Origin of the sequence: Buchnera aphidicola (Uroleucon sonchi) (assembly GCF_011035165.1) — a bacterium.
GTDB lineage: Bacteria > Pseudomonadota > Gammaproteobacteria > Enterobacterales > Enterobacteriaceae > Buchnera > Buchnera aphidicola_BE.
The window spans coordinates 66,573-81,329 of sequence record NZ_CP047588.1 but is presented as its reverse complement, the minus strand read 5'-3'; the positions used below and the strand labels follow the sequence as shown (position 1 = coordinate 81,329).

The 14,757-nt window shown below is 23.4% G+C and carries 12 protein-coding genes and 3 tRNA genes; 6 read left to right on the top strand and 9 right to left on the bottom strand.

Features of this window, described 5'->3' with window-relative positions; translation table 11 throughout:
* Nucleotides 1–93: 93 nt before the first annotated feature.
* From GUU85_RS00370 to fliF, 6 genes are read right to left on the bottom strand one after another with little or no spacing between them, the layout of a single operon-like run.
* Nucleotides 94–1,275, bottom strand: a complete 1,182-nt coding sequence (locus tag GUU85_RS00370) for a flagellar hook-length control protein FliK (RefSeq protein ID WP_163118933.1) — start codon at nt 1,273–1,275, stop codon at nt 94–96.
* Between the two features lie 8 nt (nt 1,276–1,283).
* A complete protein-coding gene (locus tag GUU85_RS00365; RefSeq protein WP_163118931.1) occupies nt 1,284–1,727 on the bottom strand; it encodes a flagellar export protein FliJ in 444 nt (147 codons plus the stop codon).
* Between the two features lie 27 nt (nt 1,728–1,754).
* A complete protein-coding gene (locus GUU85_RS00360; RefSeq protein ID WP_174240615.1) occupies nt 1,755–3,158 on the bottom strand; it encodes a FliI/YscN family ATPase in 1,404 nt (467 codons plus the stop codon).
* The gene (locus GUU85_RS00355; RefSeq protein WP_163118927.1) at nt 3,116–3,766 is read right to left on the bottom strand and encodes a flagellar assembly protein FliH; all 651 of its coding nucleotides are present in this window, start codon (nt 3,764–3,766) and stop codon (nt 3,116–3,118) included. Before GUU85_RS00355 ends, GUU85_RS00360 begins: the two co-directional genes overlap by 43 nt.
* Entirely contained in the window at nt 3,759–4,754 is a 996-nt protein-coding gene (gene fliG, locus GUU85_RS00350) for a flagellar motor switch protein FliG (protein WP_163118926.1), read from the bottom strand. Before fliG ends, GUU85_RS00355 begins: the two co-directional genes overlap by 8 nt.
* Complete coding sequence (gene fliF, locus GUU85_RS00345) at nt 4,751–6,409, bottom strand: flagellar basal-body MS-ring/collar protein FliF (RefSeq protein WP_163118924.1); 1,659 nt, start codon at nt 6,407–6,409, stop codon at nt 4,751–4,753. The genes fliG and fliF overlap by 4 nt, the downstream gene beginning before the upstream one ends.
* Before the next feature lie 258 nt (nt 6,410–6,667).
* Between fliF and fliE the strand changes: the two genes are divergently transcribed.
* Nucleotides 6,668–6,967 (top strand): flagellar hook-basal body complex protein FliE, encoded by a 300-nt coding sequence (gene fliE, locus GUU85_RS00340; protein ID WP_254056358.1) that lies wholly within the window; start codon nt 6,668–6,670, stop codon nt 6,965–6,967.
* Nucleotides 6,968–7,072: 105 nt separating this feature from the next.
* Here the strand turns inward: fliE and GUU85_RS00335 are convergent.
* Nucleotides 7,073–7,145: transfer RNA gene (locus GUU85_RS00335), tRNA-Ala, on the bottom strand.
* A 234-nt stretch (nt 7,146–7,379) separates the two neighbouring features.
* Complete coding sequence (gene gltX, locus GUU85_RS00330; protein ID WP_163118922.1) at nt 7,380–8,792, bottom strand: glutamate--tRNA ligase; 1,413 nt, start codon at nt 8,790–8,792, stop codon at nt 7,380–7,382.
* Between the two features lie 212 nt (nt 8,793–9,004).
* Here gltX and GUU85_RS00325 point away from each other — a divergent pair.
* Nucleotides 9,005–9,080, top strand: a tRNA-Val gene (locus GUU85_RS00325).
* 132 nt (nt 9,081–9,212) lie between these two features.
* Nucleotides 9,213–9,285 (top strand) — tRNA-Lys (locus GUU85_RS00320).
* A gap of 10 nt (nt 9,286–9,295) precedes the next feature.
* On the opposite strand, the gene ligA is transcribed toward GUU85_RS00320, so the two are convergent.
* Complete coding sequence (ligA, locus tag GUU85_RS00315; protein WP_163118920.1) at nt 9,296–11,332, bottom strand: NAD-dependent DNA ligase LigA; 2,037 nt, start codon at nt 11,330–11,332, stop codon at nt 9,296–9,298.
* A gap of 168 nt (nt 11,333–11,500) precedes the next feature.
* On the opposite strand from ligA, the gene cysK reads away from it, so the two are divergent.
* The 3 genes from cysK (at nt 11,501) to ptsI (ending at nt 14,738) form a co-directional block, all read left to right on the top strand.
* Complete coding sequence (gene cysK, locus GUU85_RS00310) at nt 11,501–12,445, top strand: cysteine synthase A (protein ID WP_163118917.1); 945 nt, start codon at nt 11,501–11,503, stop codon at nt 12,443–12,445.
* Nucleotides 12,446–12,605: 160 nt separating this feature from the next.
* Nucleotides 12,606–12,863 (top strand): HPr family phosphocarrier protein, encoded by a 258-nt coding sequence (locus GUU85_RS00305; RefSeq protein WP_163118915.1) that lies wholly within the window; start codon nt 12,606–12,608, stop codon nt 12,861–12,863.
* A gap of 141 nt (nt 12,864–13,004) precedes the next feature.
* Nucleotides 13,005–14,738 carry a phosphoenolpyruvate-protein phosphotransferase PtsI gene (ptsI, locus tag GUU85_RS00300; protein ID WP_163118913.1) on the top strand — a complete coding sequence of 578 codons (1,734 nt, stop codon included), beginning with the start codon at nt 13,005–13,007 and terminating at the stop codon, nt 14,736–14,738.
* The last annotated feature ends 19 nt before the right edge of the window (nt 14,739–14,757 follow it).

Genomic DNA, 14,757 nt, shown 5'->3' with positions numbered 1-14,757 from the left:
TTATAAAAAATAAATTTTTTGATAATATATCGTGATATATAATAATATATGTTTGTATCAAAAATATTTTCTTATAAATAAATATATCAATCATTAAACATACCAATCTATTTTTTTATATTCCATAAAACTACTTTTTTGTTCACAAGTATTTATTGTTTTTTGAAATTGATTAACACGATCAATAGACTTTTTAGAACATTTTTTATTATTATAAATATTTCGATAATGTTTTAAAGAACTAAGTATATTACATTTTTCTAATATCATTCCTTGTTTATTTAGTTCATGTGATAAAAACGGTATACACTTATTGAACAATATTCGAACTTTGTGATTTTCAGAAATCAGCTGTAATATAATATTATCATTTTTTATGTTCATAATAATATTTATTGATCCTAATGATTCAGGTTTTAAATTAATTTTAGCGTGACTATTATTATGTGCTATAAATGAAAGTATTTTTTGACTAATAAAATCTTTCCATTTAATAAAATTATTAGAATCTTGTAAAACAATTTTTTGTATATTTAATAAATCTAATTCATTTGAACTTAATAGATTCAATTTGTTTTGATGATTGATTTCGGTATATATTTTATTCTCTATCTTAGGGAAATCTAAATCATTTTTAAATTTATTCACATCTGACGTAAAAACAATCTTTTTATCATGATCACTAAAATCAATATTTTTTATAAACCAGTTTAATTGTTTTTGATAAGATTGATTTTTTGTTTGAGAAAAATGTAAATTACTGCTTTTATTTATAGGATAATGTTCATATATTTTATTATTTTTTGTAATATCATTTTTATACTTTTTTACAATTCGATTAATTTGACGAGATAGTTTTTTTTTTAAAAATGCCTCATTATTTTCTTGTTTGATTTTAATATTAAATGTATTTCTTAAAAAATCATTGAATTGAATAGCATGATTATCATTATTTATATCTATTGTGTTATTTTGTATATTTTTATGTTTAACATGATTTGATTGATTAGTATAAATTGTCTTTTTATTATGGTCTAAAACGTTTAATAAATTATTTAACATATAATGAAAATTAGAATATATAATACTATTATCATCATATTTTTTTTCTTCTACTGGTATAGAATGAAATTTTATTTCTTTTTTTAAAGAATATGTATTATATGCATCAAAAATAGAAGTAAATAAATCAAATTTACAAAGAGAATATTTAAAATTATTATTTTGACTAATAATATTTTTATGACACTGTATATTATTAATTATTTCTGGCATTACAATAATCATCCTTTTTGAAAAGATTGTAGTTGAATATTATTATCATTAATCATCTGTTCTTTTCTTAATTTTCTTTTTAATATATTTTTTTTACATATTTTATCTAAATACTCCCAAGTTTTTAAATTTATCTGACTTTTAATAATAGCATTTAAATGTTCATTAACAATTTTTTTATGATTTTCAATAAAACATATATTTTCTTGGATAATTTTATCTAACATACGCATAAAATTGTTATAGTTTATCAAATAATTCACGTTAATACCTGCTAGCATTTCTATATGTATTTTTTTCAAATATTCTTTTCGATAATTATTTAATATCTTTAATTGATCTAAATTTTTTCTTTCTTGTAAATAAATATTTTTAATATTCATCATTGTAATTTGATATTTATTTTTTTCTATTTTTTCTAATATGGAAAAAACATTTTTTTTATCTTGCATTTTTGTATCCTAAATACTATGAAATTTTTAAAGAAATATTTCATTTAAATTTTTACAAGAAGAATAATAATCATGTTTTTCTGACATTGTTTGCTGCAAAAATTTTTCTAATTTCGGCCAGAGTTTAATAGCATGATCTAAAATTATATCAGTACCATGAATATATGCTCCAACATTAATTAAATCTTTATTTTTTTGATATACAGAAACTAATTTTTTAAAATATAATGCTTGTTGATACTGTTTAGAATTAATAATATTCGGCATAACGCGACTGATAGACGATTCAATGTCAATAGCAGGATAATGTCCTGCGTCAGCATAATCACGAGATAATATAATATGACCATCTAATATAGAACGAGCAAGATGCGAAACTGGATCTTGTTCGTCTTCACTTTCATTTAAAATCGTATAAAATGATGTAATTGAACCTTTTTGTTGACTGACTATTCCAGTAGACTCAACTAAATTTGAAATTTTTGAAAATAAAGATGCTGGATAGCCTTTAAAAACTGGTAATTCACCTAATGATAATGCAATCTCTCTTTGAGCCATTGCATAACGAGTTAAAGAATCCATAATAAACAAAACATTTTTATTTTTCTTAAAAAAATACTCTGCAATGTTAGCTGAATAAGAAGCAGCTTGTATTTTTAAAATAGGAGATACATCTGCAGGAGCAGCTATTATAACAGATCGTAATAAACCTTCAGGACCTAATATATTTTTTATAAAATCTTTTACTTCTCTGCCACGCTCTCCAATTAAGCCAATAACAATAACATCAGATTTTGTATATTTTGCTATCATTCCGATCAACATACTTTTACCCAGGCCTGAACTAGAAAAAATTCCTATTTTTTGGCCTTGTCCAATAGTTAAAAGAGTATTAATAGAACGTATGCCAGTATCTAAAATTTCAGTAATTGATTCTCTATGTAACGGATTAATCGAATTTTGTTCTATTGCAGAATAATATTTATAATCTATTTTAGGTAATTGATCTAATGGATCACCTCGAGCATCTAATACTCTTCCTAATAACTGAGTACTAAATGGCATTTTTCTCAATACATAATTTTTATTATTCCTAAATTTAATAAAAACACGAGCTCCAGGAAATACACCTCTAATCTCTTCTGATGCTAATAAAAAAGTTTTTTTACCTGAAAAACCTATTATTTGAGCTCTAATATCTCTTCTTTTTTTTTCTATTATACGTTCTATAAAACATTCGGATCCTATAGAACTAGTTAACCCTACGGCTTCTAAAACCAATCCATTAATACTTACTAATCGACCATAATTAATAATACTAGATAATTGATTAATCTGATATTCAAAAGAAGAAAATTTTTTGAAAAATTTTGTAAATCTTAAATTCATTAATATTCCTCTGAAAATATAAGACGATATAATTCTTCCCATCTGGCATCAACTGTAGAATCTATATAACTATCTTCTGATATAACTTTACAACCATTTATGTCAATATTATCATCATATTCTAATCTCCATTGATAATTCTTAATAAATTTTTTAAATGTATTTTCTAATAATATTTTATTATCTGGATGCACTAAAATTCGAGGATGTTTTAAAAAAGAACCATTTTCATTAAAAATTTTTTTAATGTTTTTAATTAAAATAGATTGATCAATATTAATATTTTTACCAATAATATAAGATGAAATTTTTATAACTATTTTTAATACAGCAGAGTATAATTGATTTTCAAAAGTAGACAGATCTTTTTCAAACGATAAACATAAATTATTTAATTTTTTTGTTAAAATATCATGAGCCATTTTGCCTTCTAAAAATCCTTTTTTAAAGGCTTCTTTATGTATTTCTGTATTAGTTTTATTTATACTTAATTCTTTCGATATATTATTTACATTATTGTTAATACAAAAATCTTCTTTTTTAATTTTTTCAATGTTATAAAGTATTGTTTGGTTATTATTAATATTTTTCAAAAATACTTCTTCTGGAAACCAATTTACCCATTTTTTATTTGTATTTAAGTTAGACATAATACTCTCTTAAATTTTCTAATGAAAGATCTCCATTCTTTAAAATATTATGAATCATTATTAAAATCAATTTTTGTTCATTTTTGATAGACACACTAGAAATATAAGACTTCTCGTTTAATCGATTAGAAATGCTTTTTGATTCTTTATCAGACATATTTTTAAAAAATTTTTCTCTCACAGCTACTGTAGTGTTTATTAATGCAATATATAATTTTTCTCTCTCTAAATTTTGAATAATTATTTTAATATATTTATCATCTAAATCGACTATATTTTCAAATAAAAACATTTCATCAATAATTGATTTTGCTAATGTTTTATTAAATGTTTTGATTATCTGTATAGTCTCTTTTTCTTTTTTTATATCCATTGAATTTAAAATTTTAACTGCAGTTTTTACTCCTCCTCGTTCTGATAAAACTATTTTTTTATTATTAATTAAATTTTTAATTACTTTGTTAAGTTCAATTAAAATACCTTCTTCAACTCCATGAAATTCTGTGATTCTTAATATGATTTCAGCACGTTTTTCTTGATTAAAGAATGTTAAAATTTGTGCTGATTGCTTTTGATGTAAAAATACAAGTATTGTTGTAATAACTTGGGGATGTTCATCTTTTAATAAACAAGCTATTTTTTGTGCGCTTATATAGTTAAGAGCTTTAATAGATATTTTAGCATTACGAATTTCTAACGCCTCTTGTAAAATAGAATTTCCTGCTTTATCTCCTAATGCTTCAGTCAACATCTTTAGAAGATATTCATCACTATTATTATAATTAAAAATGTTGTTTTTTATAGCAAGATTATAACATTCCAACAGAACTTCCTGCAATTTTTTATTAGAAACGCTTTGAATATTTATCATAGAAGCAATTAATTCTTGAACTTCATAAGGAGTTAAATTTTTTAATATTTCTCCAGCTTGTTCAGCCCCTATTGTCATTAATAGTAATGCGCTTTTTTCAATGCCATTTAAACTCATATTTTATCACTCATCCATTTACGAATAATTAATGCTATAGTACGTGGATTTTGATTAGATATATTACCAATCTGATGAATTAACTTATTTAAGTTATTATTGTTTTGTATATCAAATTGAACAATATCTTTTTCTAAATCATTATTTGTACTGATATGTTTGGTTTTTTCAGAAATTTTTATATTTTTAAGATGTTTTTTTTTAGAAGCAGAAAAAATATATTTTTTTAATAAAAAAAACAAAAATAAAAAAGAAAAAAACCATGGTGCAAAAATCAATAAATAATCTAATAAGTCAAATTTTTGAGAATGATGAATTGCAACAGGAAATATGTTTTCATGTTTAAAAAATGATGCGTTAACAATATGAACACTATCTCCTCTAGTGCGAGAATATCCTATTGCTTCACGAGTTAATTTTTCAAAATTCTTTATTTGTTCTGGAGTTAAAGGTATATTTTTACCATTTTTATCTTTAACAAAATTAATAATTACTGCTGCTGATAATCTTTTTATTTCTCCTATATTCATTTTAGTATGTAGCACACTGTGATTTAATTCATAATTTGTTGTATTATCTCTAGTGACTACACTGTCAAGAGGAGCATAGCTAGTATTAATATTATTATTTTGTTTAGAAAGTAACTCTTTTTTATTATTTATTTTGCTATTAAGATCTATATCATTATTCAAGTGAGGAAAATTATTAGGAAAATCTGTTTTTACATTTTTTTTTGTTTGATCATGCATGCTTGTTTGATGAGATCTAATTGCTTGATTGTTACGATCAGTATTTGGTGAATATTTTTCTTCCGTTTGTTCTTGTGCATTGAAATCTATTTGTGCTGTAACTTGAGCATCTACATTACCACGTCCTACTAATGGTTCTAAAATATTTTTGATTCTATTTTTATAATGCGATTCAATATCTTCAGAATATTTCAATTGTATATTGTTAATTTGATCATATTCGAAATTATTTTGATTTAATAATGCTCCTGATTGATCTACAATAGTAATATTTTTAATTGGTAAATTTGATACACTGCTAGCAATTAAGTGTAATATTGCATTAATTTGATTTAAAGTTAGTTGATATCCGGTTTGAAGGTTTAATATTACTGAGGCAGATGATGTTTTTTGATTATTTAAAAATAATGATGATTCAGGAAAAGCGATATGTATTCTTGCATTTTTTACAATTTTAATTCTTTGTATAGTTCTAGCTAACTCTCCTTCTAAAGCTCTTTGATAATTTATTTTTTCATTGAATTGACTAACTCCGAATTTTGCTTGATCTAATAACTCAAAACCTACTCCTCTAGTTTTAGGAAGATTATTTTCTGCTAAATGTAAACGTGCTTCATAAACTTTATTTTTAGGAACAGAGATTTGACCAGAAATATCAGTAAACTGATAAGCAATATGCATTTTATTTAATTCATTAATAATCTCCCCACTATCTTCATTAGATAAATTATTATATAAAATTTGATACTCAGGAGATTTAATCCATATTGAAACAGAAACAGTAGTCACTACTGTAGCTGTTAATAAAATAATTAAAATACGAGAATTTTTTAAAAATCGAGATAAAAAATTACTAAATTTTTTTTTCTCTCTCATAACTGAATCTTCTATAGCACTGAAATTCATGAAATCTTCCTATCTAAATAGTTAATTCTAAATACAATTTAATAAAGCATCAAATAATTCACTGACTATTACATAATTTGTATAAATAAAAAATATTTTTTATAAAAAAAAATGATTTTTTTTAAAATGTTGTGTAATAATATATCAAATAAAATATTATTTTTAATATCATTATTAAAAATTTATCTTTCCAGTGAAAGATATATTATGATAGTATTTCAAAAAATATAAATAACGTGTAATAAAATGTAGAGGAAGATGATGATTATTGATAATATAAGTCATCAAGATGTAAAAATCATTCATGACCTAGACACAAATTCAAGCAGAAAAGAAAACAGTTTTTTAAACTATATAAAAACAGCTTTAGAAGAAATTAGTAATAATCAACATCATGAAAACACTGAAACTAAAAAATTTATATTAAATGAATCAGGGGTATCTCTTAATGATGTAATGATAAATATAGAAAAATCTGCTATTTCTATACAAATGGCTATACAGATTAGAAATAAAATCACATCAGCATATCAAGAGATCATGAGTCAACAAGTTTAATTATTATAAAATTATAATAAAATAAATATAAATTTATATAATATTTTCTACTGTGCTAATAAAAAACGGCACAGTATTAAAATATTTATCATATACATTTTTTTGTGGAGCTAAGCGGAATCGAACCGCTTACATCTTGCATGCCATGCAAGTGCTCTGCCATATGAGCTATAGCCCCTAAATTATTACAATATAAAAACAGGTGAATTCTGTCAATATTATTTTTAATTTTATGTTTATATTTATTATCATATAATGTTATCGATATTATATAATAAAATTCTTACATAGTATAGTTGCTTCAAGTAAGATCTTATTAAAAATAAGATCACCAAATTTTTTATAAGTTATTTTTAAATTTTTACTATTTAGTATTTTCAAATACTAAAATTTTTTTTAAAAATAATATTTTTTATGCTTTATGCATTTTGATATAATTAATAGCCTTTCGAATTCTCAATAATACCTTTTGTTTTCCAATTAAATAAATGATAGAACTGATACTAGGTGTATATAAACTGCCTGTGATAGATATACGCAATAGCATATTAATATCTTTTTTTTGTACGCTTGTTTCTTTTGAAATATCATTAATAATCATCGATATATATTTATCTTCCCAATCAAATAAATTATTTATTTTCTCATAAAACATTTCTAAAGTAACACAATTTTCTATTACATTATATTTTTGTTCTATATTTGAATTAAAAAAATTACTTTCTTCATAAAAATATCGAAAAGATTCCATCATGTCTTTTAGAGTAGCATGACGACCTTGAAATAATATTATTAAAGATTTTAAATCAGGACCATTAGTAATATTAATTTTTTGTTTTGTCATATATTCATATATTAATTGAGTAAGAGTATCTAAAGATAAATTATTAATATAATATTTGTTGATCCATAGAAGTTTTTTAGTATTAATAATACTAGCAGATTTATTAATAGATTTTAAATTAAATAATTTGATCATTTCATTTTTACTGAAAATTTCTTGATTACCATGCGACCAACCTAACCGCACAATATAATTTAATAAAGCTTCAGGTAAAAAACCATTTTGACAGTATTCTAATATATTTACAGCATGTTTTCTTTTAGAAAATTTTTGTTTTGATTCATCAAAAATCATTGATAAATGAGCATAGATAGGTATTTTAAAACCTAAAGATTTAAAAACATTAATTTGACGAGGTGTATTATTTATATGATCTTCACCTCGAATAATATGAGTAATTTTCATATCTGCATCATCAATTACAACACAAAAATTATAAGTTGGCATGCCATTTGAACGTTGAATAATAAAATCATCTAATTCTGTATTTTGAAAAATAATTTCTCCTCTAATTTGATCTTGAAATATAACTTGACCAACAAGTGGATTTTTAAATCGTATTACATAATTTTTATTTAATTTATCTTTTTTAATTTTTAAATTTCTACAAATACCAGGATAACGCGGTTTGTATCCTAACTTAATTTGTTTATTTTTTATTTCTAATAACTTTTCTGATGAACAAACGCATATATATGCATCTTCTTTTTCTAACATTAAATTAATAACTTCTTTATATCTACTTAACCTCTTAGTTTGAAAAAACGGTTTCTCATCCCAATTTAAACCTAACCATTTTAATCCATTTAAAATAGAATCAACTGCCATTAAATCTATACGACTGAGATCAGTATCTTCTATACGAAGAATAAATTTCCCATTATAATGCCTTGCAAATAACCAAGAGTATAAAGCAGTACGAATACTGCCAATATGTAAATTTCCAGTAGGACTAGGAGCAAAACGAGTTATAACTTTCATATATTCCTTATAACATTAATATTACTCTTAAAAATAAAATATAAAAAAAATATTTTTTAATATAAATTTTTAATCTATTATTTTAAATAGCGTATAATTTAATCATTATGATTAAATTTACAACAAATAAATATTATTTTTTAAAAAAAGATTGACTCTCTAAATATCCTAGCTTTAGAATAGTGAATAATATATTTTTGTGATAAATAAATAGGTGATTAGCTCAGTTGGTAGAGCTCCTCCTTTACACGGAGGAAGTCGGCGGTTCGAGTCCGTCATCACCTACCAAAATAAATTATATGTTGTTTTTATAAATAATTAAATAATTTTTAAAATCTCTGAAATTAACTTAAAATAAATTATTAAATTAAATTTAAAATCAGTGATATATTTTACAAATCAGTTATATAAAAATTTTAAGGGTCGTTAGCTCAGTCGGTAGAGCAGTTGACTTTTAATCAATTGGTCGCAGGTTCAAATCCTGCACGACCCAAAATATAATTTTATATTTTTTTAATATCTAAATTTATCAAATTATATAAATTTTCTTCATTGATAATAAAAATTTTTAATTTTTTAGCTTGCAATAATTTAGCTCCAAAATTTTTTCCACAAATTAAAATATCAATATTGCGAGAAATATGATTTATAACTTGAGCTCCAAGATTTGTTAATAAGGTCTTTAATTCTATTCTAGAAAAATACTTAAACACTCCGGTTAAAACAATTTTTTTATTAAATAAAAATTTATTTTTATTCTCTATTTTACAATTATCTTGATTTTTCCAAACAATACCAATTTGATGTATTAATTGATCAATCATTTGACAATTAGAGGATATAGAAAAATAATTATGTATATTATGTGCAATTGATTTTCCTATTCCAGATATTGAACTTAATTTAATGGCATCAGAATGCATCAATTGTTTTAAACTAACAAAATGATTTGCAATTTTTTCCGAAATCACTTCACCTACATTTGATATACCTAAAGCATAAATAAAACGTTTAAAAGTAGTTTTTTTACATTTATGAATTGAAGAAAGTATTTTTAAACTTTTCTTACGACTAAAATAATTTAATTTCATGAAATTCATTTCTGTAAGATAAAAGAAATCTACAGGATTATTAACATATTTATTTTTAATTAACTCATTAATAATTTTTGGACCTAAGCCAATTACATTTAAAGCTTGTTTAGAAAAAAAATGTGCTAATGATTTTTCTTTTTGAGCTTCACATGTCCATCCAGAATGACATCGAATAATTTTTTCTTCTAAATTTTCTAATAATTTGTTTTGACATACTGGACAGTATTCAGGAAAAATCACTTTTTTCCCATTATTCCAGCGTAAAGATTTTACAACACTTAATATTTTTGGTATCACATCTCCTGACCGACAAACTACAATAGAATCATTGATATGTAAATTTAATCGTTCTATTTCATTTTTATTATGCAATGATGCTTTTCTAATTTTAACTCCAGATATATATATAGTATCGAAATACGCTACAGGAGTAATCACACCTGTTCTTCCAACTTGAAATTTAACATCTTGTAATAACGTAATTTTTTCTGTAGAAAGAAACTTTAATGCTATAGCCCATTTGGGAAATTTTGTATTACATCCTAATTTTTTTTGTAATTCTATTGAATTAACCTTAATAACAATGCCATCTATATTAAAATTTAGTCTGCATCTTTTTTTTTCAATTATTTTATAAAAATTAATAATATCTTTATGATTTAAACAAACTGTTATTTCTTCGTTTACAGGTAATCCCCAAGATGCACATTTCATTAGTCTTTCATAGTGCATAGGTAGTTTTTGAGAAATATCTGAAAAAAAAATACAGGTATAACATGAAAACATTAATCTTTTATTAAAAATAGTCTTTTTAGTAATATGACGCAATAATCCTGCTGCTGCATTTCTAGGATTAGAAAAAGATTTATGTGAATTTTTTTCATATTGTTTATTTAAATTAATAAAATCAGATTTTAACATAAATATTTCACCGCGAACTTCTAATCGTTCTGGTATATCAATACCAATTAATTTTAAAGGTATTGATTTAATATTTCTGATATTATTCGTAATATTTTCACCCTGAAAACCATCACCTCGTGTAACAGCTCTTACTAGTATTCCTTTTTCATAAATGATACTGATAGCTATACCATCTATTTTAAGCTCGCAACAAAAAGAAATAGTTTGATTAGTATTTAGAGATTTTCTAATTTTTTTTTCAAAATTTAGATATCCATCTATATTAAATGTATTTTCTAAAGATAACATAGGAGAAAAATGTTTGATTTTTTTAAATCTTGATAATAAATTAGATCCAACTTTTTGAGTAGGTGAATCTAAAGTAATAAATTCTTTGTTTTCTAATTCTAAATTATATAATTGCGATAATAAATAATCATATTCTGCATCAGAAATTATCGGTTGATTCAAAGTATGATAATAATATTCATACTTTAAAATATTTTTTTTTAATTTATCAATTTTTTTTTTTACAGATGTCATAGATTTATTTAAAAGTAATGAAAATGTAATAAATTATCTCAAAAATTATAAATTAATCATATTAATATTTTAAAATATTTTTTATATTATAATTTGCACTTATAATAAAATAAAAATTTTTAAAAACTGTAAAATACACATACTTAAAAAAGTAAAACAAGGGAAAAAATGAATAAAATATATAATGATAATTCTTTAACCATTGGAAATACTCCGTTAGTACGTTTAAGAACAATGGGTCAAGGAAATATTTTAGTCAAAATAGAATCAAGAAATCCTAGTTTTAGTGTGAAATGTAGAATTGGTGCTAACATGATATGGACTGCAGAAAAAAATGGAAATTTAAATAAAAATATAGAATTAATAGAAGCAACAAGTGGTAATACAGGAATTGCATTAGCTTATGTCTCTGCTGCTAGAAATTATCAATTAACGCTTGTTATGCCAGATTCTATGTCTATTGAACGAAGAAAATTATTAAAAGCATTAGGAGCAAAATTAATACTCACTGATGGAAGATATGGAATGAAAAAAGCTGTTTCTCGCGCTCATGAGATAGCTTCATCTAATAAAAAAAAATATTTTTTACTAAAACAATTTGATAATCCGGCTAATCCTCAAATTCATGAACAAACTACTGGTCCAGAGATTTGGTTTGATACTGAAGGAAAAATAGATATTTTGATTTCTGGTGTTGGAACAGGAGGTACTATTACAGGCATTACAAGATATATAAAACTGACTAAAAAAAAGAAAGATTTTATTAGCATCGCTGTTGAACCGACCGAATCACCTGTAATTACACAATTTTTAAATGGTCAAGAAATACAGCCTGGTTTACATAAAATTCAAGGTATCGGCGCTGGATTTATACCTAAAAATTTAGATTTAAAATTAATTGATCAAGTCATTACTGTTTCTAGTGAAGAATCAATGATAATTGCTCAAAAATTAATGAAAAATGAAGGAATATTAGCTGGTATTTCTTCTGGTGCTGCTGTATGTGCAGCTATAAAAATACAACAAAAAAAAATATTTTCAAATAAACAAATAGTTGTAATTTTACCTTCTTCAGGAGAACGTTATTTAAGCACAGAATTATTTACTAATTAAGTTAAAATAAAAAAATTCAGTTATTGTCATGACTGTATAAAAATAAAAAATTATTAAAAAATATTATTTTTATTTAAAAAGATATATTTTATGTTTTTATAACACAAATCATTAAAAAAATTTTAAAGAATTTTTATACAGAATATTTTAAGGAAAAAAAATGGTTAAAAATCAAATTAAAATTACTGCACCACACGGATTGCATACTCGTCCAGCTGCACAATTTGTAAAAGAAGCAAAAAAATTTATTTCTGAAATTTCTATTCTTTATAATGGAAAATCAGTAAATGCGAAAAGTTTGTTTAAAATTCAAACATTAGGTTTAATACAAGGTAGCTTAATTACGCTACTTGCTGAAGGTGAAGATGAACAAAAAGCTATTGAACATTTATCTGTAATTATGACAGAATTAGAATAATATATAATAAAAAATTTATGAATTGTAGATAATATCATACATAATATATATTTATTTTAATAAATTTATAAAATATATATTTGCCTGACACGTCATTGTTTTACTGCTGAATAGACAAAATTTATTATTAAAGGTAAGGTTATGATTTCAGGTATTTTGGCATCACCAGGTATAGCTTTTGGAAGAGCTCTTTTATTAAACGAAGAAAAAATTGTTATTAACCGGAATTTAATTAATACTAATCATATTAAACAAGAAATAGAAAAATTTTTTGAAGGTAGAAAAAAATCAATACAACAATTAACAGAAATCAAAATTAAAACTAGAAAAAAATTAGGAGCGCAAAAAGAGAGTATTTTTGAAGGACATATTATGCTATTAGAAGATGAAGAGTTAGAAAAAGAAATCATATATCTAATACAAGAAAAAAATATGTCTGCAGCAGCTGCTACTGAAATAATTGTTGAAAATCAAGCTCAAGCATTAGAAAAACTAAAAGATGAATATTTAAAAAATAGATCAATTGATGTAAGAGATATTGGTAAGCGTTTATTAAGAAACATACTTAATCTTGATATTATTGATTTAAATGCTATTAATAAAAAAGTTATTTTAATTGCAAAAGATTTGACTCCATCTGAAACAGCGCAAATTAATCTTAAATATATTCTAGGATTTATTACTGATTTAGGAGGCACAACATCACATACGTCTATTATGGCAAGATCTTTAGAAATTCCAGCTATTGTAGGAACCGGAAATATTACGAAGTTAGTAAAAAATAATGATAATATTATTTTAGATTCGATTAATAATAAAATTTTTATTAATCCATCTAATGAACTAATTAATCAAAATAAAACGATACAAAAAAAATATTTATTAAAAAAAAATAAATTAATAATTTTAAAACATTTAAGTGCTACCACTATAGATGGTCATAGTATTAAAATTGGCTCAAATATCGGTGATATTAAAGAAATTAATTCTGCTAAAAAATATGGAGCAGAATGCATCGGTTTATATCGTACTGAATTTTTATTTATGGGTCGAAATTCTTTACCTACTGAAAATGAACAATTCATAGCATATAAAGCAATTGCAGAATTAATGGAAAACAAAACTGTTATTATTAGAACCTTAGATATTGGAGGTGATAAAGATCTACCTTATATGAATTTGCCAAAAGAGGAAAATCCTTTTTTAGGATGGCGTGCTATCCGTATTTCTATTGATCGTCAAGAAATATTACATACACAATTAAATGCAATTCTAAGGGCTTCAGCTTTTGGTAAAATACATATTTTATTTCCTATGATAATATCTGTAGAAGAAATTCAATTTTTAAAATTAGAAATTAAAAAATTACAAATTCAATTAAATAAAAATAAAATATTATTTGATAAAAATATTAAAATTGGAATTATGATAGAAACTCCATCTTCGGCTATTATTGCGGAACATTTAATTCAAGAAGTGGATTTTTTTAGTATTGGCACTAATGATCTTACACAATATACTTTAGCTGTTGATCGAGGTAATAAATTAATTTCACATCTTTATAATCCTATACATCCAGCTGTTTTAAAATTAATTCAAAAAGTTATAAATATTTCACATAAATATGGAAAATGGACTGGTATGTGCGGAGAATTCGCAGGAGATGAACGTGCTGCTGTTCTTTTGTTAGGAATGGGATTAGATGAGTTTAGTATGAGCTCAATAAATATTCCAAAAATAAAAAAAATTATTCGTAAAACATCATTTTATCGTGCTCAAAAATTGGCACAAAAAGCACTTACATTATCAACAACAAAAGAATTACTGAATTTATTAGAAACATTTATTGATTATAAAAAGGTAGAAAAACCATGATAAAAAATCATCAAAAAAG